Source organism: Janthinobacterium salmonicoloratum, from assembly GCF_051380845.1.
GTDB lineage: Bacteria > Pseudomonadota > Gammaproteobacteria > Burkholderiales > Burkholderiaceae_D > Janthinobacterium > Janthinobacterium lividum_F.
This window is the reverse complement of record NZ_JBNYXV010000008.1, coordinates 130,541-154,996: the sequence shown is the minus strand read 5'-3', so window position 1 is coordinate 154,996 and position 24,456 is coordinate 130,541. Positions and strand designations below refer to the sequence as shown.

The 24,456-nt window shown below is 54.8% G+C and carries 24 protein-coding genes; 18 read left to right on the top strand and 6 right to left on the bottom strand.

The window, feature by feature from the left end:
- Positions 1-4: 4 nt before the first annotated feature.
- Both ACQ4WY_RS25970 and ACQ4WY_RS25965 read left to right on the top strand, forming a co-directional pair.
- Complete coding sequence (locus ACQ4WY_RS25970; RefSeq protein ID WP_436506574.1) at positions 5-949, top strand: SPFH domain-containing protein; 945 nt, start codon at positions 5-7, stop codon at positions 947-949.
- A 632-nt stretch (positions 950-1,581) separates the two neighbouring features.
- Positions 1,582-1,890, top strand: a complete 309-nt coding sequence (locus ACQ4WY_RS25965) for an H-NS histone family protein (protein WP_010397665.1) — start codon at positions 1,582-1,584, stop codon at positions 1,888-1,890.
- A gap of 314 nt (positions 1,891-2,204) precedes the next feature.
- Here the strand turns inward: ACQ4WY_RS25965 and smpB are convergent, their stop codons facing one another.
- Entirely contained in the window at positions 2,205-2,654 is a 450-nt protein-coding gene (gene smpB / locus ACQ4WY_RS25960) for an SsrA-binding protein SmpB (RefSeq protein WP_034752217.1), read from the bottom strand.
- Between the two features lie 92 nt (positions 2,655-2,746).
- Here smpB and ACQ4WY_RS25955 point away from each other — a divergent pair, with 92 nt between their 5' ends.
- Positions 2,747-3,178, top strand: coding sequence for a type II toxin-antitoxin system RatA family toxin (locus ACQ4WY_RS25955; protein ID WP_436506573.1), 432 nt, complete (start codon positions 2,747-2,749; stop codon positions 3,176-3,178).
- Complete coding sequence (locus ACQ4WY_RS25950; RefSeq protein ID WP_436506572.1) at positions 3,171-3,467, top strand: RnfH family protein; 297 nt, start codon at positions 3,171-3,173, stop codon at positions 3,465-3,467. Before ACQ4WY_RS25955 ends, ACQ4WY_RS25950 begins: the two co-directional genes overlap by 8 nt.
- 220 nt (positions 3,468-3,687) lie before the next feature.
- Here ACQ4WY_RS25950 and ACQ4WY_RS25945 read toward each other — a convergent pair whose 3' ends face one another.
- Positions 3,688-4,728, bottom strand: coding sequence for an SMI1/KNR4 family protein (locus tag ACQ4WY_RS25945; protein ID WP_436506571.1), 1,041 nt, complete (start codon positions 4,726-4,728; stop codon positions 3,688-3,690).
- Between the two features lie 462 nt (positions 4,729-5,190).
- Here ACQ4WY_RS25945 and guaB point away from each other — a divergent pair, with 462 nt between their 5' ends.
- The 3 genes from guaB (at position 5,191) to ACQ4WY_RS25930 (ending at position 10,028) form a co-directional block, all read left to right on the top strand.
- A complete protein-coding gene (guaB, locus tag ACQ4WY_RS25940) occupies positions 5,191-6,651 on the top strand; it encodes an IMP dehydrogenase (protein ID WP_099377100.1) in 1,461 nt (486 codons plus the stop codon).
- Between the two features lie 170 nt (positions 6,652-6,821).
- A complete protein-coding gene (gene guaA / locus ACQ4WY_RS25935; RefSeq protein WP_426075120.1) occupies positions 6,822-8,432 on the top strand; it encodes a glutamine-hydrolyzing GMP synthase in 1,611 nt (536 codons plus the stop codon).
- Between the two features lie 399 nt (positions 8,433-8,831).
- The gene (locus ACQ4WY_RS25930) at positions 8,832-10,028 is read left to right on the top strand and encodes a tyrosine-type recombinase/integrase (RefSeq protein WP_436506570.1); all 1,197 of its coding nucleotides are present in this window, start codon (positions 8,832-8,834) and stop codon (positions 10,026-10,028) included.
- A 4-nt stretch (positions 10,029-10,032) separates the two neighbouring features.
- Here the strand turns inward: ACQ4WY_RS25930 and ACQ4WY_RS25925 are convergent, their stop codons facing one another.
- Complete coding sequence (locus ACQ4WY_RS25925) at positions 10,033-10,425, bottom strand: helix-turn-helix transcriptional regulator (protein WP_436506569.1); 393 nt, start codon at positions 10,423-10,425, stop codon at positions 10,033-10,035.
- 803 nt (positions 10,426-11,228) lie between these two features.
- Positions 11,229-12,014, bottom strand: coding sequence for a hypothetical protein (locus tag ACQ4WY_RS25920; protein WP_436506568.1), 786 nt, complete (start codon positions 12,012-12,014; stop codon positions 11,229-11,231).
- A 589-nt stretch (positions 12,015-12,603) separates the two neighbouring features.
- On the opposite strand from ACQ4WY_RS25920, the gene ACQ4WY_RS25915 reads away from it, so the two are divergent.
- The 4 genes from ACQ4WY_RS25915 (at position 12,604) to ACQ4WY_RS25900 (ending at position 15,819) form a co-directional block, all read left to right on the top strand.
- Positions 12,604-13,224, top strand: coding sequence for a hypothetical protein (locus ACQ4WY_RS25915; RefSeq protein WP_436506567.1), 621 nt, complete (start codon positions 12,604-12,606; stop codon positions 13,222-13,224).
- Positions 13,217-13,594: a hypothetical protein gene (locus ACQ4WY_RS25910; protein ID WP_436506566.1), complete on the top strand. Its 378-nt coding sequence runs from the start codon at positions 13,217-13,219 to the stop codon at positions 13,592-13,594. Before ACQ4WY_RS25915 ends, ACQ4WY_RS25910 begins: the two co-directional genes overlap by 8 nt.
- A complete protein-coding gene (locus tag ACQ4WY_RS25905) occupies positions 13,569-14,591 on the top strand; it encodes a DUF7146 domain-containing protein (RefSeq protein WP_436506565.1) in 1,023 nt (340 codons plus the stop codon). The genes ACQ4WY_RS25910 and ACQ4WY_RS25905 overlap by 26 nt, the downstream gene beginning before the upstream one ends.
- A 166-nt stretch (positions 14,592-14,757) precedes the next feature.
- The gene (locus tag ACQ4WY_RS25900; RefSeq protein ID WP_436506564.1) at positions 14,758-15,819 is read left to right on the top strand and encodes a DUF932 domain-containing protein; all 1,062 of its coding nucleotides are present in this window, start codon (positions 14,758-14,760) and stop codon (positions 15,817-15,819) included.
- 196 nt (positions 15,820-16,015) lie between these two features.
- Here ACQ4WY_RS25900 and ACQ4WY_RS25895 read toward each other — a convergent pair whose 3' ends face one another.
- Positions 16,016-16,597, bottom strand: a complete 582-nt coding sequence (locus tag ACQ4WY_RS25895; protein ID WP_436506562.1) for a hypothetical protein — start codon at positions 16,595-16,597, stop codon at positions 16,016-16,018.
- Between the two features lie 74 nt (positions 16,598-16,671).
- Positions 16,672-17,367 carry a S24 family peptidase gene (locus tag ACQ4WY_RS25890; protein ID WP_436506561.1) on the bottom strand — a complete coding sequence of 232 codons (696 nt, stop codon included), beginning with the start codon at positions 17,365-17,367 and terminating at the stop codon, positions 16,672-16,674.
- A gap of 350 nt (positions 17,368-17,717) precedes the next feature.
- Between ACQ4WY_RS25890 and ACQ4WY_RS25885 the strand changes: the two genes are divergently transcribed.
- From ACQ4WY_RS25885 to mobH, 7 genes are all read left to right on the top strand, one after another.
- Positions 17,718-18,065 carry a flagellar transcriptional regulator FlhD gene (locus ACQ4WY_RS25885; protein WP_436506559.1) on the top strand — a complete coding sequence of 116 codons (348 nt, stop codon included), beginning with the start codon at positions 17,718-17,720 and terminating at the stop codon, positions 18,063-18,065.
- 7 nt (positions 18,066-18,072) lie between these two features.
- On the top strand, positions 18,073-18,654 hold the full coding sequence (locus ACQ4WY_RS25880) for a FlhC family transcriptional regulator (RefSeq protein WP_436506558.1): 582 nt from the start codon (positions 18,073-18,075) through the stop codon (positions 18,652-18,654).
- A gap of 679 nt (positions 18,655-19,333) precedes the next feature.
- Positions 19,334-19,789, top strand: coding sequence for a DUF2262 domain-containing protein (locus ACQ4WY_RS25875; RefSeq protein ID WP_436506556.1), 456 nt, complete (start codon positions 19,334-19,336; stop codon positions 19,787-19,789).
- 178 nt (positions 19,790-19,967) lie between these two features.
- Positions 19,968-20,429, top strand: a complete 462-nt coding sequence (locus ACQ4WY_RS25870) for a hypothetical protein (RefSeq protein WP_436506555.1) — start codon at positions 19,968-19,970, stop codon at positions 20,427-20,429.
- Between the two features lie 71 nt (positions 20,430-20,500).
- Complete coding sequence (locus ACQ4WY_RS25865) at positions 20,501-20,800, top strand: hypothetical protein (protein ID WP_436506554.1); 300 nt, start codon at positions 20,501-20,503, stop codon at positions 20,798-20,800.
- Positions 20,801-21,421: 621 nt separating this feature from the next.
- Positions 21,422-22,252 (top strand): GTP-binding protein, encoded by an 831-nt coding sequence (locus tag ACQ4WY_RS25860; protein WP_436506553.1) that lies wholly within the window; start codon positions 21,422-21,424, stop codon positions 22,250-22,252.
- Between the two features lie 385 nt (positions 22,253-22,637).
- Entirely contained in the window at positions 22,638-24,455 is a 1,818-nt protein-coding gene (gene mobH, locus ACQ4WY_RS25855; protein WP_436506552.1) for a MobH family relaxase, read from the top strand.
- Position 24,456: the final 1 nt, after the last annotated feature.

Below are 24,456 nucleotides of genomic sequence, written 5' to 3'. Positions count from 1 at the left end.
GATTATGGAAGTAAGCATCGGAAGCATGTCGCTGATCTTGTTATTGCTGGCACTGGTATTTGTCTTCAAGACAGTCAATGTGGTGCCGCAGCAGCATGCCTGGGTGGTGGAGCGCCTGGGCAAGTTCCATGCGGTATTGGGCCCTGGCCTGAATATTGTCGTGCCTTTTGTCGACCGCATCGCCTACAAGCACGTGCTCAAGGAAATTCCGCTCGACGTGCCGCCGCAGGTATGCATTACGCGCGACAATACGCAATTGCAGGTCGATGGCATTCTGTATTTTCAGATTACCGACGCCATGCGTGCTTCATATGGTTCATCGAATTATATTGCCGCCATTACGCAGTTGGCGCAAACGACCTTGCGTTCGGTAATCGGTAAAATGGAACTCGACAAGACATTTGAAGAACGCGACCATATCAATACGGCCATCGTGAATGCCATCGATGAATCGGCGGCGAATTGGGGCGTCAAGGTATTGCGCTATGAAATCAAGGATTTGACGCCACCCAAGGAAATCCTGCATGCGATGCAGGCACAGATTACGGCCGAGCGCGAAAAGCGCGCCCTGATTGCCGCTTCGGAAGGTCGCAAGCAGGAGCAGATCAATATCGCCAGCGGCGAGCGCGAAGCGAACATTGCCCGCTCGGAAGGCGAAAAGCAGGCATCGATCAACCGTGCCGAAGGCCAGGCTACAGCCATCGTTGCGCTGGCGCAGGCCAGCGCGGAAGCGCTGCGCCAGGTGGGCGCCGCCATTCGCGAGCCGGGTGGGGAGGATGCCGTCAACCTGAAAGTAGCCGAGCAGTATGTAGGCGCGTTCGCGCAATTGGCGAAAACAAATAACTCGATTATCGTGCCGGCCAATCTGGGTGATATGAGCGGTTTGATTGCCACGGCGATGCAGGTGGTGAAATCGCAGAAGCCGAAAGGCGGCGTGGCTATTCCCTGATTGTCTGGTGAATGGCAAACACATAGCAAGTTTGTCGTCAAAACTGCCCGCCGTATCGCGGGCAGTTTTCATTTGCGCTACTGGAATATGTGCTGGCAGCAGGACTCGAATATCTGCGCTTGAACCAGTAACGCTGAAAATCTTTTCTTTATGCTATGCTGTGCGCACTTTCGGGATTATATGCTGTCGTGCGACGCTTATCGATTTGATTGAAGTAGAATCTGCTGCGCATGCATGGCTATGATTGCACCGATATCCATGCCGGATGCCTGGTTGGTGTTTGAGTAGTCGATGCATAATGGGCGATAGTATTGCTCCCATGTATATTTTGAATTGCTATTTATAATTACTATAAATTGCAATGAAACAAAAAATACTGCAAAATAAATACTGCCACTGGCGCTGTATTGAATCGCAGCCGCAGATAGCCGGGATGCTGGCACAGGCAGTTCATGCGCGATGACCGTTACCCGTGATTGAAGGATTGCAGTGCTTGAAAGCCGGGAAGTAGGGTTTTTGGTAAAAGAATTGTAAAAAACAATCAAATCTCAAGAAAAATCACCTCAGTCGCGTTACAATTGGATAGAATTTAACTGTTCAGTTATATTTTTCAACTCACACAAGGAAATATCATGGATCTGTCCAGCTTATCCCTGTCCGAACTGCGCACCTTGCAGGACGACATCAAGAAGCAAATGAAGAAACGCGAACAGGACGATCTGTCCAAAGCGCGCGAGCAAATCCTGGCAATCGCCCAGAGCGTGGGCGTTTCCGTAAAAGATCTGGTTGGTACGGGTATCCGCGCTAAAACCGGCACGGTCGCGGTACGCTATCGCAATCCGGATGATGCGACGCAGCAATGGACTGGCCGTGGCCGTCAACCGAAATGGGTCAAAGAGTGGACCGATTCGGGCAAGTCGCGTGATCTGTTGAAGGTGTGATTCTGAAGGTTTAAAAAACCGTTCATTCGGATGCTTGTCCTGTGGAGTGGTACAGGTGTAGTACAAGGCAGCATGCAAGCATCCGGAACTTTCCTGATTTATCGTCTTTGGCCAGGCAGGCAAAGCTGTTTCATATCGTTTATCTCCCCGGTATTTTCACCAATACCCGTCTTATTCCCGCCGTATCTCTTCCTTTCCCTGTTTTCATCCCGTCGCGCTGTGCTTTTCCGCTTGCCGCAGACACCGGCAAAATAAAACCCGGCATATAGCCGGGCTTGAGGGTGTCGGCGCAGCACGCTGCGCGTGGTGCCGGATCAGCGGCGGTGCGACTTCATTGCCGCCTGCACTTCACGCGCGCCGTCGCGGTCGCGTTCCGCTGCCCGCTTGTCGTGCTGCTTCTTGCCCTTGGCCAGGCCGATTTCGCATTTCACGCGGCCGCCCTTGTAATGCAGGTTGAGCGGCACCAACGTATAGCCGGAGCGTTCCACCTTGCCGATCAGTTTATCCATTTCCGTACGGTGCAGCAGCAGCTTGCGCGTGCGCACGGCTTCCGGATGGATATGGGTGGAGGCGGTCGGCAGGGCGCTGATATGCGCGCCGAACAGGAAGAGTTCATCGCCGCGGACGACGACGTAGGCTTCCTTGATTTGTACACGGGCGTCGCGGATGGCTTTGACTTCCCAGCCTTCCAGCACGATGCCGGCTTCGTAGCGATCCTCGATAAAGTAGTCGTGGAAGGCTTTTCTGTTGTCTGCTATGGTCATGAGATGGTAAATGTGCGCGGGTCGGTTAAACTACTGTCTCGCGCAAGCGCGATAAAATCACTATATCCAACATCATAGCAAATGGTTCTTCAATGGCAGTAGTACATAAATCAGTTTTTCTCGGCTATAGCGCCGAACAAATGTTCGCGCTGGTGGCGGCAGTGGAGGATTATCCCAAATTTCTGCCCTGGTGCGGTGCGGTCGAGATACGCGAGCGGGGCGAGAACACGGTTGTCGCCAGCGTGGGCATACATTACCACGGCGTGCGCCAAAGCTTCACCACGTCCAACGAGAACGTGCCGTCGACTTCCATCAAGATGAAGCTGGTGGACGGTCCTTTCAAGACCCTCGACGGCGTATGGACCTTCAAGGCCCTGCGCGAAGATGCGTGCAAGATCGAGCTGGACCTGCATTACGAATTTTCCAGCCGCGTGCTCGAGCAGATCATCGGACCCGTCTTCGGCATGATCGCCAACAGCATGGTCGATTCCTTCTGCAAGCGCGCGGAGACGGTATATGGCTGAGGCCAGCATTCACGTGCAAGTCTGTCACGCCTTGCCCGATAGCAGCTTTCTGCGTTCATTGAAGGTGCCTGCAGGCACCACCATCGAGCAGGCGGTGGCGCTGAGCGGTTTGCTGCAGGAAATTCCCGGCATCGACTTGGCCATCAATATGGTGGGCATCTATGGCAAGAAGAAGCCGTTGGATACCATCCTGCGCGAGCATGACCGGGTGGAAGTGTACCGCCCCTTGCAGGCAGACCCGAAAGAAGCGCGCCGGCGCCGTGCCGGCAGCAAGCCAGCCAAGGGTTGAGCGGGCCGGGTGGCCGCCGCGTAACCGTTGCCTGGCGAGCGCCATTTTTTGCTATTTTCAAATATCTTTTCTATGCTGCAAGGACGGAGGGCTCGTGCTGCTGTGGGAGGTGCGGCGCCTGCGTAAAGTTGCAGCGACGGCTGACGAGTTGGATCGTAGCCTGGGGCCGACTGGCGGTGGAGTGGGGATGATCTGTGATCGGGCCAAGCGGCGAGCCGCGCTAAGCAGCCTTGGCGATCTCCTTGAGGAACTCGACAAAGCTGTCCGCATGGCGCTCAAAACGCCATACCCCTGCGCCGTGCTCGGCCGTATAGACGGGCGCGTCGCCATTTTCAATTGCGGAGAGATCCAGGCAGTATGGATCGGCGCCCGCATCGGCTATCACCACATAGTGGGCTGGCCAGTCGGCGATGACTTCTTGGTCGACGGGATTGTAGGAGTACCCGTGCTGCGCCTTGATCAGCCCCGCCGCGCCATACAGATTCAGGCCCTGGAAATACCGCTTGCTGTCGATATACACGCGCAGCGGCGAATAGCGGGCCAGGAAGCGCTGGTATTGTTCAGGCAAGGTCCAGCGCTGGTTGATGGCTGCCAGGTCGGCATTATCCGCAATGACCAGCCAGTTCGACGGGCTGGCCAGGTCCTGGTCTTTCTTGCGCTCGGCCGCCAGTTTTTTCTCCAGTTTCGCAGCCGCTTTTTCCAGTGCCGTACGTGGATCGTCCAGCGACGCATGCGTGGCCGGTGGCGCAACTCCCGCGCCGTCCGGGTAACCGGCGCGCTGCCAGGCAAGCACATCATCGAGCCTCAGGTTCTCGGCTTTCCAGTAGTCGGGAACGGCTGGCAAGCCGGCGTCAAATGGCTGGCGGCTCAGCACGGCCAGGCTTTTCACGGCCTTGGACTTCACCACCAGGGGCAGGGTAGCAGAGTTGGCGAGTCCCACCACGGTCTCGTAAGCATCCTTGCCCTGGCTTTTCATTAGGCCATCGATACCCCAGTAGGCAAGCTCCGGCATCGTGACGGCCCATGTAAAAAAGTCTTTCATCTCCTGCGGCTGCATTAGGCCCACGATGGAGTTGACCAGTGAGCTGCGCCAGTGCAGCAACTGGCCTTCGCGCGCATAAGTGCTCAGTATCTCCAGTACCGCCAGCCGGTCGGTTTCGCCGTGTTTCTTGATCAGTCGGTCCTTGAGCGTGGCAAACTTGCTGCCATCGGCTTCGTCGAATAGTTTGCGGTGCAGTGCTGCCAGTGGTGTGATCGCCATCGTGTTCCTGATTATTTTGTGTTGTCTGCTGATTTTACTAGCAAAGTGATTATTCAAAAGATAGTGTTTTAAGGTCAATATCATCTGCGTTCGATATGCATGTCTGCACAGAGACGTTGCAGTGATCTGATAGTGTAGGCAGATAGAACTGGTAGGATGATGGCTGCAAGTTTGTGCCTCATTGCCGTCCTTTGAAAAAGCCTTATCTTATTGTTGTCCTTCGGGGTTCGCTAGACGTTGCGGCACAGCAGTAAGCAGTCGGCGCGCTGCGCGAAATAGGCTTGAAAACGACGGCGACACGAGGGCGAAACCCGGGCGAAATTTGGGCGAAAACGTAGACTTTTCCAGACATTTAGAGATGAACGAAACGGCATTCCTACTATGTCTACAGAGGTTTGTGAATGTTTAAGACAAGAGGCAGGAATTTCTGTATAATCTGCTTTTGCGCCAATAGGAAATGCTATGCGTCTACTTCAAAAAGCACTCACATTCGATGACGTGCTGCTCGTCCCAGCCTACTCCAACGTTCTGCCCGCCGATACGTCCCTCAAAACTCGCCTGACCCGCAATATCACCCTGAATATCCCTTTGCTGTCCGCAGCCATGGATACGGTGACGGAAGCTCGCCTGGCGATCGCGATGGCCCAGGAAGGCGGCATCGGTATCATCCACAAGAATTTGAATCCGAAGGACCAGGCACGTGAAGTGGCCCGCGTAAAACGTTTCGAAGCTGGCGTGCTGCGGGATCCGATCACGATTCCACCAGAAATGAAAATCCGCGACGTGATCGCGCTGACGGAACAATACGGCATCAGCGGTTTCCCTGTCGTCAAGGGCAAGGAAGTCGTCGGCATCATCACCAACCGCGATTTGCGCTTTGAAAAGGAACTCGACGCGGAAGCTTCCGCCAAGATGACCCCGCGCGAAAAACTCGTCGTCGTCAACGAAGATGCCGATACGGCCGAAGCCAAGCGCCTGATGAACAAGCACCGCCTCGAGCGCGTGCTGGTCGTCAACGACGCCTTCGAATTGCGCGGCCTGATCACCGTCAAGGATATCCAGAAGTCGACTTCCCACCCGTTCGCGTCGAAAGACAGCCAGGGCAAATTGCTGGTCGGCGCTGCCGTCGGCGTAGGCGCCAAGGATGAAGAGCGCATCGACCTGCTGGTCGCCGCCGGCGTCGACGTGCTGGTGGTCGACACGGCCCACGGCCACTCGCAAGGCATCCTCGACCGCGTACGCTGGATCAAGACCAAGTACCCGCAAGTGGAAGTCATCGGCGGCAACATCGCTACCGCCGCCGCCGCCAAGGCGCTGGTGGAATACGGCGCCGATGCGGTCAAGGTCGGCATCGGTCCTGGTTCGATCTGCACCACGCGTATCGTCGCCGGTGTGGGCGTGCCGCAAATCACGGCTATCTCGAATGTTGCTGAAGCACTGGAAGGCACGGGCGTGCCATGTATCGCCGACGGCGGTATCCGCTTCTCCGGTGATATTTCCAAAGCGCTGGCCGCTGGCGCCTCGACCGTCATGATGGGTTCCATGTTTGCCGGTACGGAAGAAGCACCGGGCGAAGTGATCCTGTACCAGGGCCGCAGCTACAAATCGTACCGCGGCATGGGTTCGTTGGGCGCGATGTCCGATGGCTCGGCCGACCGTTATTTCCAGGACGCCACCATGAAGGCCGACAAGTTCGTGCCTGAAGGTATCGAAGGCCGCGTTGCTTACAAGGGCAGTGTGCTGGCGATCATCTTCCAACTGGTGGGCGGCGTGCGTCAATCGATGGGTTACTGCGGTTGCGCCACCATCGACGAATTGCGCGAAAAAGCGGAATTCGTGGAAATCACCTCGGCCGGCATGCGCGAGTCGCATGTCCATGATGTGCAAATCACGAAAGAAGCGCCAAACTACCGCTCCGAGTAAGCGCAACAGGAAAAATTGCCCATGGCTGCGTTACAGTGCCTCGCCGTACTATTCGTACTGTCTTCGGCAATGCGCCTTGCCCTGAACAATTTTTCCGCTGCGCTATAGCGACAGACCAGACCGGCGCCTAGTGCGCCGGTTTTGTAATGACCTCAGATAAAGTCCCCATCATGCATTCTAAAATCCTCATTCTCGATTTCGGTTCCCAAGTCACCCAGTTGATCGCCCGCCGCGTGCGCGATTCCGGCGTGTTTTCCGAAGTCTTCCCGTATGACGTCAGCGACGAATTCGTGCGCAACTATGGCGCCGCCGGCGTGATCCTGTCGGGCAGCCACAACTCCACGCTGGATGGCGACTCGCCGCGCGCGCCGCAAGCCGTGTTCGAGCTGGGCGTGCCCGTGCTGGGCATCTGCTACGGCATGCAAACCATGGCGGCCCAGCTGGGCGGCAAGGTGGAAAACGGCCTGGTACGCGAATTCGGCTACGCCGAAGTGCGCGCCCGCAGCCACACCAAGCTGCTCAACGGTATTGCCGACTTCGTCACCGACGAAGGCCACGGCATGCTGAAAGTGTGGATGAGCCATGGCGACAAAGTGCTTGAAATGCCGCCAGGCTTCAAGCTAATGGGCAACACCCCGAGCTGCCCGATCGCCGCCATGGCCGACGAAGAGCGCCAGTTCTACGGCGTGCAATTCCACCCGGAAGTGACGCACACGGTACAAGGCAAGGCCATGATCGGCCGCTTCGTGCATGAAATCTGCGGCTGCAAGTCGGACTGGAACATGCCCGACTACATCAGCGAAGCGGTGGAAAAAATCCGCGCGCAAGTCGGTACCGACGACGTCATCCTGGGCCTGTCCGGCGGCGTCGATTCGTCCGTCGCGGCGGCCCTGATCCACCGCGCCATCGGCGACCAGCTGACCTGCGTCTTCGTCGACCACGGCCTGCTGCGCCTGGACGAAGGCAAGATGGTGATGGACATGTTCGCCAAGAACCTGGGCGTAAAAGTCATCCGCGTCGATGCGGAAGAGCAGTTCATGGGCCACCTGGCCGGCGTTACCGATCCCGAGCAAAAGCGCAAGATCATCGGCCGCGAATTCGTCGAAGTCTTCCAGGTCGAATCAGGCAAGCTGGTCAACGCCAAATGGCTGGCGCAAGGCACGATTTACCCGGACGTCATCGAATCGGCCGGCAAGGGCAAGAAAGGCCAGACCATCAAGAGCCACCACAACGTGGGCGGCTTGCCGGACACCATGAAGCTCAAGTTGCTCGAACCCTTGCGCGAACTGTTCAAGGATGAAGTGCGCAAACTTGGCGTGGCCCTGGGCTTGCCGCATGACATGGTCTACCGCCACCCATTCCCGGGCCCGGGCCTGGGCGTGCGCATCCTCGGCGAAGTCAAGAAAGACTACGCCGACCTGCTGCGCCGCGCCGATGCCATCTTCATCGAAGAACTGCGCAACACGCCGTACGAATTCGTTGCCGGCCAGGCCGTCGACCCGGACGCGCTGCCAGCGAACTGGTACGAAGCGACGAGCCAGGCTTTCGCCGTCTTCCTGCCCGTCAAATCGGTGGGCGTGATGGGCGATGGCCGCACCTACGAATACGTGGTGGCCCTGCGCGCCGTGCAAACACAGGACTTCATGACGGCCCACTGGGCGCACTTGCCGCACAGCCTGCTGGGCAAGGTCTCCAACCGCATCATCAATGAAGTGCGCGGCATCAACCGCGTCGTCTACGATATCTCGGGCAAGCCGCCGGCGACCATCGAGTGGGAATAATCTCCCGTCCGGCACCGTAAGGTAACGCCGGGTCAATGAAACAGCTAAGCCCCTGATTTTTCAGGGGCTTTTTTTATTTTGTCTGGCAAACGCAAGCAACCCACGGCAGAGCCAAGCACGTTTTTTTGTGGGTATGTTTATGGGTACTCAACTTGCTGTCTGGAATATTTAACATTTGGTTCCTACTGTCCATTTTGCGCGGTGAGGGTACCAGTGAGGGTATTTTCCAGGTTAAGTATTTGATTTTAAAAATAATTTTTGATTTCGGGCGCGCTCATCGCGGCGAGGGTATCTGGACCTCGTCAATGGCGGCCGATGTGACTTTTTTTTCGGCTAAGTGATTGATTGTTTGAAATGAATCCGGTGCCAGTACAGACTGAGTATGAATGGGAGGTGCCCATGCTGAGCGATACGAAATTGAAGAACCTGAAACCAGCAGAGAAAGCCTACAAGGTGCCGGATCGTGATGGCATGTATGCGACGGTCCTCCCCAGCGGCACAATCTCGTTTCGCTACAACTACCGTGTTAATGGCCGATACGAAACCTTGGTGCTTGGACGGTACGGGGCCGGTGGCTTGAGTTTGCAGGAGGCAAGGGGACGCTTGCAAGAAGCGAAGAAAGCGCAATCGGGAGGCAAGTCCCCGTCGCGCCTCAAAGCCCAATCGCGCAATCAGTTGGCCGCTGGAGAACCATTCAGCGTCTGGGCCGAACGTTGGCTAACAAAGTACAAAATGGCGGAGTCGACCCGGGATATGCGACGCTCGGTGTACGAACGCGATCTGAAACGTCCATTTGGTAGTCTCTTGCTGCATGAAATTACGCACAACGAGTTGCGTTCCGTATGCGACGCCATCCTCGCACGTGGCGCCCCTGCGACCGCCGTGCATGCGCGCGAAATCGTTAAACTGGTCTTCAAGTATGCGGAACAGCGAGGACAACAGATAATCAACCCGGCTGATCTGGTCGCTCCCTCATCCATTGCCGTATTTGAGCCGCGCGACCGTGCCTTGGGCGCCGAAGAGATCGCGCTGTTCTACGAACATATCGAATACGTGCAGTGCGCGCCGACCTTGCGCCTGGCTTGCAAATTACTATTGCTCACGATGGTGCGCAAATCCGAACTGACGGACGCAACCTGGACCGAGGTTAACTTCACCGATGCTCTATGGACTATTCCGGCCAGGCGAATGAAGCGCCGCAACCCCCACAACGTCTATCTGTCGCGCCAGGTCCAGGATATGTTCGTCGCACTTCGTACCTGTGCTGGCACATCCCCGTACATTTTGCCGTCGCGATATGACCCTGATGTGCCGATGAATGGTGCTTCGCTCAATCGCATCCTGGTGTCGGTCTGCGCCGCGGCACGAGACTGTGGGAAACAACTGGCCGATTTTTCGCCGCACGATTTGCGGCGAACAGCATCGACCCTGCTGCACGAAGCCGGCTACAACACTGATTGGATCGAAAAATGTCTCGCCCACGAGCAGAGGGGCGTGCGAGCCGTGTACAACAAGGCCGAGTATTCGGTGCAGCGCCGAACCATGCTGCAGGAGTGGGCAGACATGATCGACGCCTGGACAAAGCCGAAAGAGTGAGAGACTACCTGAGCGCTTTGCGTTGTACTGGCTGTGCCTGCGGCACCGCTGGCAGGCGTGCCGCCGTTTGCTGTTCTGCGATCCAGGCGTCCACCTCCTTGAGGTCCCAGGCGACCAGGCGAGAGGTGATGCTAAAGCGCCGTGGAAACTGCCCTCGTTTTTCAAGGTTCAGGATGGTGCGCTCGCATAGCGGCACTTTTTGCAAGAGCTGGCGGCGTTTAATGAGGACCCGGCCAGGTACATTGAGTTCGCTCTCAGTCAGGACACGTGCACCGCGGCTGGCTTTTGGGCCAGACCGACGCTGGCGTTTGAGACCGCCGAAAAATGCCCGCTGGCCAACGGCAGGACGCATTAAGGAAGTGAAGGGCGATGGGTTCGAAGGGGGGATGTATTTCATGATGAACTGTCTCCATGAACGATGACGGATGATCCTGCGCCATGGTGGCTGCGTTGATCATGGACATCAAGTTGAAAACCGGCCTAGTCAGCTGGCAATTCACGGCAATTGGTGGTTGGCGCGGCGGCGGCTGTCAGTGACGTGTGGTGAATGGGCGATCTCTCTGTGAGAGATGGATGCCATGGCCATCGGAATAGCCTACTGGATGTTTTCTCCGCTCCGAACCCTTGTGATGTGTCCATGTTCGTCGAGCACCCGTTACCGCGCTACTGTGCTGCTGGCATCGTAGTCCGGAACAACAGAGATGGGCGGTGCGCCGGACGGCCTTTAGCGTTGGCACGAACATCTCTTCGAACAGGTGGAGCGTGCCGGCGCAGGAAGTCCATTGAATACAGAGCGGTGCATGTGCGGCGATGATATCCAGCTCGATGCTATGGCTCAGTCCGTAGGATTCCCGCTCTTCCTCCGTTAAAACTCCACATGCCAAGACCACCTTGTCGTGTGCATGGCACCATTCGATTAGGCGCCGGACATCATGCGGGACGAACCCGGATACCTGCTCGATCACTATTGTTGCTATGCCGCTTTGTAGTTGCGGCATGTCCAGGGGCGAAATGCCGTCGCCCCCTGGCTCCACCCGATAGGACGGACCAAACGCGGTTTCCATCGCTGCCAAGCACCATGCCGCTGGCGCTTCACTGCGGAGTAATATTTTGAGGCACATGGCTTCCTCCGTGCCGGATGGTTGGTGGGTTGGAATGCCTTCCTATCCGGGATGCGGGTAGGAAGGCTTGTAAGGTTCGTCAAGGACTTGTCGGCACTTCTTCGCTGAATGGGATGGCTTGAGTGCTTACAAAGCGCCCAGGACCCGGATTTGGCTCTGGGTGGTCTGGTGGTTGATGCGCTCCGTTGACGGCGGACGAGCCAGCTGAGCCATGGCCCGGGGAGGGCGGAGTGCTCGGTGCGGTGGGTTTGCGCTCGGATACGGGCAGTGCATTGATGCGTTTGAGTAGACCAAGGGACAGTGCGCGCGTGGTGGCGGTCACCGCCCGTACGGTTTTCTTGATCTGCGATTTTTCGGTGATCAGTTGACTTGTTGATAGCGCCTCGTCAATGCACAAGGTTTCGAGCATGGGCATGAGCTGGTCGACTTTGCTGATCAATTCCAGTAAGCGCCTGCCGAACATGGAAAACACTTTCGCTTCGATGGCAAGTGGTTCGATGTCATAGCTAGCCAATTCAGTGATGCCGTGTTGATGGCACAGTTTCTCGAAAGCGACGATACGCTGGTTCGCCAGGGCAATGCGCGCATCAAGCATGGTGCGCAGTTCCTGCTCCACTTTATCGACATCCTCGGCTGGTAATTTCATCCTGGCAAAGACTGAAATAAAATGGAAATTCGCTTGTGATACGTAGAAGCAGCGTAGGTACAAACGCTTGCCTTCGGGACTGGCGAGCGTGATGTTGACCTTGCGGCTCGCTGATTCGACGCGCGTCAGATCGGCGGCGGCCTCCTTGGCCAGCAACTTCCTGTTGGTTTCGCCGTGATCACGCGTGACGATCAAATGGGTGGGAGCTGGGTAGTTCATGGTGATGTCCTCGAAAATGCCCACTGGGCTACATAACATGGTGTACTCACCATCCTGTTGATTCAAGAGGAATGCGCGGAGCTTTGGAAGCGTATTTGCGGGTACTGCGTTCGCCATTCGGGCACGTTGATACCCGTATGGATGCGTATGCAACTGCGTGTTCCCAGTGCCGGAGGATTTGCCGGTAGCATTTTTCGTCGAACCTGTGTTGACAGGCAGGTGAGGGCGGCCTAAAGTCAGTAAGTTATCGCAGTAGCTAGCCCTGCATCGTCCGGCAAGTCTTATCAATTGCGCCCAGCGCCTCGCAGCACCGATTGGATAGTCTCCTGTTTCCAGGCGCGACGTCCGTGTTTCTGAATAATGAGAGTGTTTTGACGCACCACGCGCACCGCGCAGTTACGTCAAAGCACTTTGCATGCGTTTTCAGGACGGTAGCTGGCATCCCCGCCGAAACGGCATCAGCCGACAGTATTAAGCCAGTCAATTGAAGTTCCGGTGCGTCGTAGCAACCGGATGATTTATTTCCCCCTTTGGGACGATGCATCCCGGGAGGGAGCCGCCTCGTCTCTCTTTCTTATGCGAGGCAATCATGAGCAGATATCAGATCAACTATTGTCGCGTCCTTCAGGATGAAGACGCTGCTTGCCATCCTGGCTTGCTGCGGGAACCTGTGCGCAAGATCTCCGCGAGCGAAATCAAAGGCGAGGCGTTTGAATTTTCAGAAGAGGAGTTGGTGGCATTGCACTGGTGGCTATTACGCAAAGTGAGTTTGCTCAGCGACCCGCGCACGCCACTGGATGAGAAGTTCGAATTGGTCCGCTGGGTGTTCACTGATCCGGTTCGGGATACGCAGCCATTTTCCTTCGTCAATTGCATGAAGGTGGTGAGTGGCAGTCCGTTGTCGCAGCTACCGTTCATCGGTGGCGTTGATGCGCAGGAAGTGCGTGATTGGATTGGTTCCCAGTTGTGCCGCTGGTTTCTGAGTTCGCTGCAGGACTACCCCGAGTGGGCCCGCCAAGCGGTACTGGCAAAGCCAGACTGGATTTCCGAGAACTTATTCAAAAATCCACAATGGATAAATGAGCAGATCAAGCTCCATCAGTCCGATCTTTTTGCATCGTTGATTGCAGAGGACGACGAGGAATATTTGAGTGGCCATGGCGGTAAGTCTGCACGCCAGGTAAATACGATGGGAGGGCGCCATGCTTGATGCCTTCATTGCCGCTGCATTCCCTTCCGTTCGCTTTTGTCGGGTGCGGGACACCGATGAGTTGATTTTCAGAATCAAGGAAAGCGAGATTGTTGTGGGGAACGCAGGTCGGGTTTTTTACCTCGGTCAAGAACTGCGTTTAATACGCTTGTCCTTGGTGCCGGGCGGTTTTCAGGTCGATCCCCAGCGTGGGCGTCCGGAACGAAGAGCGATGTCCTTCACTGTAAACGAACTGCTGTCTGGGGAAGTTGGCGTTGCCATGGAACAGGGGTGGCTGTTCGCACGCCGCGTAACGTACCCGTGCGAAGGCAATTTTTCTTGGAGCCTGACATGGGGAGGTCAACATGACCAGAAACGAGGAAGAATTTAACGTGCATTTTCAGCTGGTTAAGCAGCGCGCGTTTGGGAGGTGGACGGAAATTCTGCTGGCGCTGGGCGTGGATGCGAAAGTGCTCAACCAACGTAATCAGCCGTGCCCATTGGGTGATTGCGGCGGCACCGACCGGTTTCAATACACGGACAAGTTTGGCCACGGTAATTATATTTGCCGTGGCTGTGGCGCCGGTGGCGGATTTAAGTTGTTGATGGGCTGCCTAGGACTGAATGCGGTTGATGCGCTGAGTAGGGTAGACGGCTACCTTGGTATGAACGCCCCGAGGACGCCACTCTCGCTCCCCCTGGTTTCACCCCTGGAACGTGACGGCCTGATTCGGAAAATTCTGGCTGAAACGGTGCCCGTTGCGCCGGGAGATGAGGTCGACAGGTATCTGCGGAAACGTGGCGTGAACCTGGAGCGATATCCATCGACGCTTCGCATGCATCCAGCATTGGGATACTACGAACGCAATTTGCTCACTGGTCAAGCCGTTGTGGTTCGACGGTACCCTGCCATGGTGGCCTGCGTGCAGGACAAGAGCGGCCGCACAGTATCGTTGCATCGGACTTACTTGAGCAATGGTGAGAAGGCCCGCGAATGCGCGGTCAAGAAGCTGCTGTGTGCTGGGATAGGCGGTGGCGCAATTCGTCTGGCGCCATCCACGGACGAATTGGCTGTGTGTGAAGGCATCGAAACGGCGCTGGCAGTGATGAAGCGTTCGCATCAGCCGGTGTGGGCGGGGATTAGTGCTGGAAACCTGGAAAAGCTGTGGATCCCGGAAACAGTCAAACGCCTACGAATTTACGCCGACAACGACGCGCATGCATTTTTTGATGGGCAGGCTGCGGCCTTTAGCCTTGCCCGACGCTACTTGAAATCCCATGCAGGACAGGCAGGGAAATCAGCCGAGGTGTTTGTGCCGAAGTCGGCGGGCGCCGATTGGGCAGAGGTGCTACTGACGATTTCACACCGCACGTGTCATGCGGCGTGAGGTGTTGAGAGCAAAGCAGTGAATGTGGCGCGGTGGCCGTTTGGTCGCCGCATGTTGGCGCAATAGTGCGCCCACGTGGAACTCAGTGAGTTCCGCGTGCTTGACCCTGCGGGGGATGCGCTCCCTCCAGGGAGTTGCAGCGCCCGCTTTTTTCATGGAGGTTGTGATGAAAACAGGACGTCCTTTGGAACAACTCGTCGTCGAACTTGAGCGGCAGGCGGCGCTCAAGAAGGACATGATCGTGCCGGCGACTAAGCTGGTGAGCGAGACGACAGCGGCAGGGCAGTGCAATCTCGTCATTGACGAACCCTATGGCAAAAAGCGCTACCTGATGAACGATTTTGCCTGTGGGCAGCTGGCAAAGAAACTGGATATACCGTTGCTGTATTTTAAGCGCATGCGTTCGTTTGATACCGAACTGCTCGATGAAAACATCAATGCGTGGTTCAGAATTTGTGCCAGCGAGAGTTACATGGTGCGTACCTTGGCAGGGCGTGCCCGGGCCTTTTTGTCGTCGCGCTTTCGTCGACTCGACAACATCGATCTGGCACACAGCATTTTACCGATCTTACTCACACTGCCCGGCGCTCGTTTTGAGTCGGTGGAGTTGACTGAAACCAAGATGTATTTGAAGGTGGTCAGTACCGAGGTGAAGCATGAGGTTGCACCAGGTGACATATTGCAGGCCGGCGTCGTGGTCAGCAACTCGGAGATCGGCGTGGGACGGCTGCGGGTCGAGCCGTTGATTTATCGCCTGAAATGCAGCAATGGGCTCATCGCTTGTGAGCGCTCGATGCGGAAAAACCATGCTGGGCGTTTGCTGGAGTGTGGCGATGACGTTATTCTGCAAGATGACACAGTGGAGGCCGAAGATCGCGCGATCTTTCTGAAAGCGCGGGACATGGTGCAGACCGCTGTGTCGGAGACGACCTTTCGACTTATATCGGAAAAGATGCGCAAGACCATGGGCATCGCATTGACGGGCGATCCGGTGAGATCTGTGGAGGTGTTGGCGAATCGCTTCGTATTGAACGAGGCGGAGCGAGCAGGTATATTGCGCCATTTGATTGCGGAACAGCAGCTGAACGGCTACGGCTTGCTCAATGCGGTGACAGGCTACTCGCAGGAAGTGGATGACTATGATCGTGCCACTGAGTTCGAGGAGATCGGTGGAAAGATGTTGGAGTTGTCGGGCAAGGAATGGCAACAGATCGTCGAAGCTGTCTAATTTGATCGCTGCATGGTTGAAAAATCCCCGGGGGCGTCTTTCCGCCACCGGGGAGTGGTATTAAGCGTCTGCGGAGCAACGCACATTGCCATCACACTGTAGATCGATGCCGTGTTCATCTGTGGACCAGAATTTGATCTCCCATAGGTGTTTTAAATCAAAGGACCGAAGGGCAGGCGTCATGGAGGATAGATGATTACTGCGCTGCTTCAAGTAGCGCGCTGCGATATGATTTTTTCAAGGACATAAATGCTGTTGGGCATAAGTTTTCAGCTGCTTTGAAGGTTTTGGCACAGTAGTTTGGCTTTTCGCTGTCTAGCAGTGCAGCGCCGCTATCCAGCACTGTGAGCGTTGGCCCGAAGTGGATTCCTTTGCTCAGCTCATTCAGGGCACCTAACTGGTCTGAATTGCCTTGCATTGCACAAGCCATCACTCCGAATTCCTGTAGTTTTCGAAGTTCTGCTGACCTGACATCGCAGTGCAATTCCATCGTGCCAAGATCATAAAGAACGGCACTATATGCGACCTGAAGATCCACATTAAGAGCCCTATTGTTGTTTAGAATTGCTACTAGTCCAACGGGAAGAATGACGACTGCGCCTGCTAGTTGGAAGATCGGGTTCGTCAGGGAGTCAATGATGCCTGAATACCAAGCAAGAACGGCATATGCGGTTGCCAGAGCAATTGCAAGTGCAGCGATTAATTGTCCATGCCAGAGGGCGGTTCCTGTAGAAGTAAGACCAATAATAAGTAAAACCGAAGCTACGACGCTGTGCATGTGTTCTCAATTAAATGGATTATTGCAAGGTATTGAGTGGGATTTAGCTGCCTATTGGCCCGTAGATTGTGATGTTATAGGGTTGAAAAATTCAGTACATTTTTAACGCGGCCGACGATTTTTAACGTGCTTGCGACTTTACCCATTTTTACCATGGTTGGCTTGTAGCGCATGTTCTCGCAGCGTAGGAGGAGACCCTCACCCACCACGATCTCTACGTGTCTCACAAGCACCTTTTCCTGATATTCAAGTACGTAGATGCCATTGATATCTATTTCGTGGACACACGCATCAAAGAAATACAAGGATCCTTCCTGGATTAACGGGGCCATGTCGTCACCACGCATGAGGCCGGTTAAGTCGGTTTCATTGAGCAATGCTGCCTGTGCCAGTAAATGGCCGATCCAGTCAAAGGGCGGAGCCACCTGGCCATACACTTGTTGGCGCACGCGAGGCGTTAATTGTTGCCGTGGGAAAGGGATGCGATGCGACGTTAATCCCAGAATCCAGTTTGCATCCATATCGAGCTGAAGGCAGACAATGGCGAGGGATTTCAGGTCGGGCAGACCTGGCTTTTCGTCATCGATCCAGCGCGCCACTGTTTGCAGCGCGCGCCCGGTAATACCGCTCAGGAAGTGCTCGCGTTGGGTCGGAAGTACTTCCCGTCTGTCGAGTTCTGCAATCAGCCGTTGCCGGACACCAGGGACGACATCAATGTCCAGTTCGCGGACGGCATCTTTAGAAAGCGGAATGTTATTGCTTATTGTCACGATTTTTGTCTCCATGCAGGAGTAAAGTGAGAGACTTTGATTTGTTTGTAGATTATTTGTAGCAGTTGTTACGGGTAGATTTTTGTGGGGTAGAGTTCGATTTTAGGGTGAGAATCGCATTTCCTCCAGTGAAATTTTGCCAAAGTGCATATAAATATTTTTATTCGATTAGCAGTTGCTATTGACCTTTGAATTTTTGCGGAGTAGTCTTTTTTTAATGTGCTATTGCCTTTGCGCGCAGTCCTCGTACCCATGACTTCGCCTATCAGTTGACCGACATGGCAGATGTGCACAGCGGAAACCGGATTAATGACCACGCCCCGCCATCGCGGGGCAAAGCGGGGTGGACCATGGAAGACGCGATTCGATATACGGAAGTGCAGTATCTCAACTTGAATTACTTACTCACTATCCAGGTGGGTTTGAAGCATGATCCCCTGGCCACTTGTTGTACCTTTCACCTCGACACTGCCTCAGCCGAGACGCTTGCTGCAATGAGCGTGGACTCATTGCAGCTGCTGGCCGCGAGCATGTCGCATGAAAGTCTGTTTAAGCCAATAGGTAATTTTAAAACTCTCCTTGAAACACCGCCCGTATTGGCCATGACTTTGTGCAGGGTCGGCGCTGCTGATCAGGATGCTACCCGTGGCCCGTCGCGTGCTGGCCAGGCTACTACGGCTCATGCGCGCTTGGCGTAGGTGACGTATGGCTTACGAACATGCAGAGCGGCACATCCAGGCGCTGCAGCTTGCCAAATCCTGCGTCGAACAGGGTGCGCGGATGAAAACCGTCGCCTACTTGACCGGATTGAGTGCATCACTGCTGCGGGAGTATTTCTACAATGACCGAGCGGCCACCGGCGGCCGATGGCCTAGCTCGCAGGATTGGTACCATATGGCGACCTTGGTGCAACGTGCCGAGGCGTCACTAATCGCTACTATTTTTCATTTCTTGCGTACGCAACATGCATGTTCGGCACGCAAGGCCATGGTCTGCGCCTATAAAATGTATCGAGAGCGATGGACTGGCCGGTCCAGCATTTCGTTTGACCGAGCTTTCGAGCTGATCGCTAGCGTGGAAGGCATTTGGACCCACCATTCATCGCAATTGGCTCTGCACACCTGCCCCCGGTGCCGCTGCCGTTATTTGATCGCACTCGGGGATACATCTGCGGACCACTCCGGGTGTGTGTTTTGCAAGCTCGTCAAACGCTATGCTACTGATTCCCGTATTCAATCGAGCTTTGCTGGCAATCCTGACTTGCACCTGACCGTAGAGAAAAATTAGTCATTTAATGGATTGTTCAGAGTTTGCTTGTAGTTCTGTATTGATGGTTATGCATTGCTAACTACTATTAGGTTTGATACCCATCGCAATCCTATGTATTGGTCTTTAATGCAATAATCTCGTACACTGCGCCATTCAGCACGTCCGCTATCGGCCAGAAGCGGCCTCTCGCGGTCGTCTAAACTTTCTTGCAAGTTGTGGAGCGCAATGATGATGGAACCCACTAATGTCCCCCCAGACTTCATCCCGATCTTTAACTTCAAAAACCAGCTGTCGAGATCAATCACGTTGGCACTGGAGTTGAATCCACTAGAGATTGTTTTAGCGCCTGGTGATGTTGTCCATGTATTCGTCTACAAAGACGACATCACACTACCAATGACCATGGAACTTAGCGAGGACTACCTGCAAATTCATCCCCACCGTAGTTGGGGCAACTGGTACGCGTACAAAAACGGGGAAGACGTTTCGGGAGAGCCGTATCGAACTCCAGTCAGCACATGGTAGCTGCAGGGTCCGTAAAATCAAGTTCGGATTTGCCGATGTCCGGTTTGGGGCGGCAACGGCCGAGCCGGCAGATGCCAGTTTACGGTCGAGTACAACCGACAGGAACCGGCCAGAAGCGGTCGGTTACAACGATCAGTTAGACAAAGAACCAATTAATGTATTAGGAGGAATTATGCAACATCCCCAGTTAGGAACTCTTGAAATTGGTGAAGAATCGGGCGTAGGGACGCTTTCTTTCGATTGCCGAAGTATCCCGCTAATAATTGAACTGGATGATATTACGCTCGACGATGTGTTGGCGTTTGCTGCGATTATCGCAAGCTCTTTAGAAACTTACGACCGGATTTCGAAAGAAATAATCACGACCGATCTCTTGGATACCTATAACTCTGGGTGGAATGAGTATGATGAGGTCCAGGACGACGGCACTACCAAGTCTGTAGTAAATCCAATGCTCAGTTCCACTGAGTTTAAAACGCGTTTCGTTTTGAGTAGCGTAACGATCACCGGGGACTCCAGCGTTGACCTTAGGTATGAAGACGGTGGACTATTCTGGGGGCATAGCGTTTTTGTTGAGTCTCTTGATGGCGCGGACTTTACAAACGCACGAGCGCAACTGTTTGGCTAATACGTGGAACAGCACAGCCCCAACAACCGTTTTTTCGCTGAGCGTAGTTGTAATTTGAATGCCCTCGAAGGGGCCGCAAGTGGCGATGACGGATGCGACACGAACGAGTAGAATCGGCCAGAAGCGGACCTTCGGGGACGAGCATAAACGCGAGTTGTGAAACATATTGGAAATTGGAATGACGACAGAGCAAAAGCAGTTACTCGATAGACGGAAAAGGGATTTCCCGGCATTTTACGAACAGCTGATTCCATCGCTTGTCGATTTCGTTAGCAAGATGGGAATCAATCCCGCACACGAGGTACTGAACAACGCTCCGAGGTTCGTGCCGCTTTTGTCGACGGCATTAAGGAATTTGGACGTTGTAGACGAAGAGGACAAGGCATGGCTGCTGGCCCGACTTGGGTATTTTATCGGCGAGTACTTTACGCAGAAGTATTCCGGTGCTTGGTACCCCAATGAAAACCCAGCATCCAGATATTTTGCGCGATATGTGGTTGGGAAGTTCTCGATAGCGAGTCAGCGTGAACTCAATCTGGACCCGTGCATGATAGCTGAGGCCTACATTAGCATCCCTATGCCGCGTGCGCTCGAACCTTTGCTGCAAGAAGCTGAGCAGGAATTGATCGGTTCGGCATAGGTTACCGATGACGGCAACCGGCCAGAAGCGGACACTCTCACATCCCAACATTTATCTGTGGTGAAGGCGAAATGGATCGATTGGACGCGATTTATCAGAATGCTGTTGACCTGGAAGTAGACCATCTTGCTCGACTTTCTCCGTGCGAATTAATGCAAATTCAGCCGAAAAGCTGGAAAGTGGATACGGAGCAGAGTGTCGTCGAACTGGCGTACTTAATATTCGATGGCGGTGACCATCGACACATCGCGGTCATGGCCGAGCGACCTGCTCTGCTTGGTTTCGCCAGAAGGAAATTCGCAGGTGCACTCAAAGTGCAACTGAGCAGTGAGCGACTGTCCAGCTCCGAACTCGCAGCCCTGTACGATTAAGGTCAGCCAGGGCGAACATACAATCAGACTCAGCAGTGTCTGCAATGGGGCATAACCTGCCAACGACGGCAACCGGCCAAAAGGAGACGCTCAAATTGAATTCTAATTTGTAAGATGCCATGGAAAAACGACGGAGGCATAACCACCGATGGACGCTGAAGTATCGGAAGTATCCGGACTTCGATTCGTCGTATCGATTGTTGAAGCGCCAAACACATTCAATTTCCTTGCTTCAGCGATGGAGGCTTATGCGGTCAATTGCCGGTAGGGAGCATCTGCATCTGATTCGCTATTTCGAGCGTCGTGAAATAGCAATGCAGCGCCCAAACTACGGTCCGATCCTCCGGCAGCGACGGCTACAAATTGCGAAATCGTTCTCCAAGATGGGCTATGAAGTAAATCCGGTATTGCTCGGCTATGCCCTCCCAAAGGGGCCATCTGGTTTTTGGCTAGAACAGGTATGTCCGTGGGAAGGTCCCCGTTCTCTCGCCGCGCCCTTAGTGGCCGGAGCTTGAATATCAAAACACTTTGCCGATGACCGCTATGGGGCGAAACCTGCCGATGACGGCAATCGGCCATAAGCGGTCTTTCAGTACCTCATACAGATTGGAAATTTTGAATATGAAATTGAATAAAGCCGTCGTGGCCATCTTGTTTTCCATTTCCCAATCTGCGTGGGCGAATTCAATTGATGTAGTTCTTCTTGGCGACAATGGTCGACTGAGTCTAATCAAACAGTGTGGCGACGACTGCAAGGAAGGTGCGAGCGTCATTGGTACTCCGCCACAAGATAGCACCGCGTCAGAAATTGCAACGTATTCGTCTCGGGCCAAACACGCTGTAATTGTTGTAGATGCAACGAAAGGTCCACTGCCAATTACACGCGAGCATATCCAAATTGCCAGACAGGCTGGAGTTTCGAGCTTGTCAATAATGTTTGTGAATATGGCCGGTTTGGACGGCATGAAAGACGCAGGAGAGCTCGTTGAACTCGAAGAGATGGAAGTCCGAGAAATAATGAACACTTACGAAATGCATGGGGATAGGGCAATGGTGTTTCACGACACCAAAATCAAATCAATCTCCCAACTTCGTACGAACGGACTTGGGCTTCCGTCAGCACTAAAGTTCGGCGCATCGGTATCCCAACGGCAATCGGTCCAAATGAAGTACCTCAATGGGAAACGGCTCGATTCATACGTCTACTTGCTGACTCAAAAAGAATCAAAGCACACATTGCCACTCAACAAAAATACGCCGGTGCGGCTTTGGGTAAATGGCCAAGTGTCTGATGGCGCCGTAATTTCAGAGAAGGGTATCAGTCCGGGAGGGAATGGCAAGCTCTTGCTCGAAACGGCATCTTCGGTTTCAGCAGCAGAGGGTTCTCGATTTCTCCTGGAACGAGACGGCAGAGTCATCGCCATGGGGGTGGTAATTCACGTTGGCAACTAATACACATCGAAGAACTCGACCGACGGCACGCGGCGCTAGGTGTCGCTGGCGGCATCCTTGAATGGTCATGGCTTCAAGCGAAAAAGTACGTTCAATCGAAATGACCGCTTTGGGGCGGAAGCGGACGTACACGGCAGTCAGTGACAGGATTGCGTACGTGCTTTCAGCAGGGGTACCCCTTTGGCTACGGTAGTGCCGGCCGATATGCTCGGGTCCATTTTCGCGGCTCACCTTCTTGTACATCTAGCATTGTCAAAGGAGGGTGCCTGTTTATCGGTGACCGAGCCGTGTGTCGATGAATGATCGCAGCAGAAGGCAGGCTTTCACCTGGACGTAAGTCGATCTGCATAGCCATAATGTTCACCTAGCCAAGTGAGTGAGCCTTATGGCCGGTGTGAATATCCTCAAGTACCTGGGTTGGCTTGGCCACGATCGCCAATGTGATCGCGGCCGGCAGTCCACACCCATCTGTCCGCAACGCTCACTGCCCCAAACTGCTCATACGCGTGACGGCGGGATGCGTCCCCGTAGTGTTGATGCGATCTTGGACGATAATCGGGATATCCTGGGGCGCATCAAATTGGCCTATGGTGGCGATGCGAATGCCTTTGCCAAGGAAATGCTTCCGCTCATCAGGAAGTACACCGCTTACGTGAACGTATTGCCAGCGACGCAGGACCGTTTTTTTTCTCGTCCCGGAGGTTTAGTACGCCTGGGTCTGGAGACGGCGTTCTTCGCACTGCAAGCTACAGACTCGCAGATTTTTGCTGGCAGGTCGACGATTTCTACTCGTCGACAGTTGGAGCCACGCTGGCGCTTTGGTACCTTCGCCGCTGGTCTATGCGCATATCTCTACCGCGCATTGGACACTGTCGTCGTGAGTGATGCGCATGGAACCGTGTGGCAGCCATACCAGACACCACTCGGGGAATGGATGCAAACACACGAGGTCGACCGTCTGTTCGTCAGGTGGAGTGAGGCCAAGCAGGAGTGCCGCTCCCTATCGCTGTTCGCGCTACCGATGATCCTACCGATCGACACGTTGGCCTACCTGACCCACGACGGCTCGACGATCGTCGCCCACATGCTTGCGGCGATCAGTGGCGAGGTGAGGTATCAAGATCATAATGTCATTGACCACCTCGTCAATCGAGCATCAACTTTGGTGATACACCGCGACTTGCGCGACGCTGATGCGCCGGCAGGTAGGGCGCGGGCGAGAGCCTACCTTGCGAGGTTTCTCCTGAACGCGATGCGCGAGCTGGTGCAGTCTCATCAGGGATGGGTGCCCAATTCGGATCGGTCCCGCATGTGGCTTGGGCGGGATGGTTTGTTTCTGCTGTGGCCGAACGGTATGAGCGACATACTCACCTTGCTGGAAGACGAGGGATTGTATGGTTTACCAGCCTCACCAGCAGACGCGATGGAAATTCTGAGCGATGCCGGGATTATCCTGCCAATGAGTTCGGATGAGCCTGTTTGGCTGATCCGGCCGCCAGGCGCCCCTGAACCCTTGGAGGCGTTGAAGTTGGTGACGCCAGGCGTTGTCCTTGCTGTGTTACACCCGCCACCAGTGGCGCTGGACATGGATATTGCTGCCTACTGCACTCGTGACGAGGTGCGAGCTACCGAGAATGATACTAAACCACGGCAGGCGAAGGCAGCATCCTCCCAGGTTCAGGGCGAATGTGTTGCCCCAGAGACGCCGCCCGATGTTAGCGATCGTCAGTTGTCGCTGCCAACCATCCCACCGATGCCTGCAACTGCGGCTGGCACTGGTATCGAACCACCTGCAGGTGCTCGCCAAGGAAAGGCGAAGAAGGTCAAAAATACTCAGTCAATGCAGTCGGCAAGCAAAAGCTACTCGTTACGCGCACCGATTCGCCTGAATCCTGGCATTGCCAACGTACTGCGAGCGATCGTGCAGACCCTCAATGAGACGAGCTTGCCTCCGGCATGCTATCCCATGGCGTCTGGTCTGTTTGTCCCCTTGGACGCCTTCGTGGCGCGACAGGTGGATGTGAAGATGGGAATACGCGCACTTGCCGATGCCAACATGCTGGTCGCAGGGCCAGCCGGAACCGAGCCTGTTGAGTATCACAACCTGCATGGCAAGCAACTGGCCGGAATGGTCATCGCTCGTCAATTCATCGAGGGCATGGATGGAGCAGGGGAGACCCCAATCAATTCGAACGCAGGTTGAC

Bases quoted from the DNA above. Each gene is read 5' to 3' on its own strand.
- ACQ4WY_RS25970 (WP_436506574.1), top strand. From the start codon at position 5: ATGGAAGTAAGCATCGGAAGCATGTCGCTGATCTTGTTATTGCTGGCA.
- ACQ4WY_RS25965 (WP_010397665.1), top strand. From the start codon at position 1,582: ATGGATCTGTCCAGCTTATCCCTGTCCGAACTGCGCACCTTGCAGGAC.
- smpB (WP_034752217.1), bottom strand. From the start codon at position 2,654: ATGACCATAGCAGACAACAGAAAAGCCTTCCACGACTACTTTATCGAG.
- ACQ4WY_RS25955 (WP_436506573.1), top strand. From the start codon at position 2,747: ATGGCAGTAGTACATAAATCAGTTTTTCTCGGCTATAGCGCCGAACAA.
- ACQ4WY_RS25950 (WP_436506572.1), top strand. From the start codon at position 3,171: ATGGCTGAGGCCAGCATTCACGTGCAAGTCTGTCACGCCTTGCCCGAT.
- ACQ4WY_RS25945 (WP_436506571.1), bottom strand. From the start codon at position 4,728: ATGGCGATCACACCACTGGCAGCACTGCACCGCAAACTATTCGACGAA.
- guaB (WP_099377100.1), top strand. From the start codon at position 5,191: ATGCGTCTACTTCAAAAAGCACTCACATTCGATGACGTGCTGCTCGTC.
- guaA (WP_426075120.1), top strand. From the start codon at position 6,822: ATGCATTCTAAAATCCTCATTCTCGATTTCGGTTCCCAAGTCACCCAG.
- ACQ4WY_RS25930 (WP_436506570.1), top strand. From the start codon at position 8,832: ATGCTGAGCGATACGAAATTGAAGAACCTGAAACCAGCAGAGAAAGCC.
- ACQ4WY_RS25925 (WP_436506569.1), bottom strand. From the start codon at position 10,425: ATGAAATACATCCCCCCTTCGAACCCATCGCCCTTCACTTCCTTAATG.
- ACQ4WY_RS25920 (WP_436506568.1), bottom strand. From the start codon at position 12,014: ATGAACTACCCAGCTCCCACCCATTTGATCGTCACGCGTGATCACGGC.
- ACQ4WY_RS25915 (WP_436506567.1), top strand. From the start codon at position 12,604: ATGAGCAGATATCAGATCAACTATTGTCGCGTCCTTCAGGATGAAGAC.
- ACQ4WY_RS25910 (WP_436506566.1), top strand. From the start codon at position 13,217: ATGCTTGATGCCTTCATTGCCGCTGCATTCCCTTCCGTTCGCTTTTGT.
- ACQ4WY_RS25905 (WP_436506565.1), top strand. From the start codon at position 13,569: ATGACCAGAAACGAGGAAGAATTTAACGTGCATTTTCAGCTGGTTAAG.
- ACQ4WY_RS25900 (WP_436506564.1), top strand. From the start codon at position 14,758: ATGAAAACAGGACGTCCTTTGGAACAACTCGTCGTCGAACTTGAGCGG.
- ACQ4WY_RS25895 (WP_436506562.1), bottom strand. From the start codon at position 16,597: ATGCACAGCGTCGTAGCTTCGGTTTTACTTATTATTGGTCTTACTTCT.
- ACQ4WY_RS25885 (WP_436506559.1), top strand. From the start codon at position 17,718: ATGGAAGACGCGATTCGATATACGGAAGTGCAGTATCTCAACTTGAAT.
- ACQ4WY_RS25880 (WP_436506558.1), top strand. From the start codon at position 18,073: ATGGCTTACGAACATGCAGAGCGGCACATCCAGGCGCTGCAGCTTGCC.
- ACQ4WY_RS25875 (WP_436506556.1), top strand. From the start codon at position 19,334: ATGCAACATCCCCAGTTAGGAACTCTTGAAATTGGTGAAGAATCGGGC.
- ACQ4WY_RS25870 (WP_436506555.1), top strand. From the start codon at position 19,968: ATGACGACAGAGCAAAAGCAGTTACTCGATAGACGGAAAAGGGATTTC.
- ACQ4WY_RS25865 (WP_436506554.1), top strand. From the start codon at position 20,501: ATGGATCGATTGGACGCGATTTATCAGAATGCTGTTGACCTGGAAGTA.
- ACQ4WY_RS25860 (WP_436506553.1), top strand. From the start codon at position 21,422: ATGAAATTGAATAAAGCCGTCGTGGCCATCTTGTTTTCCATTTCCCAA.
- mobH (WP_436506552.1), top strand. From the start codon at position 22,638: ATGGCCGGTGTGAATATCCTCAAGTACCTGGGTTGGCTTGGCCACGAT.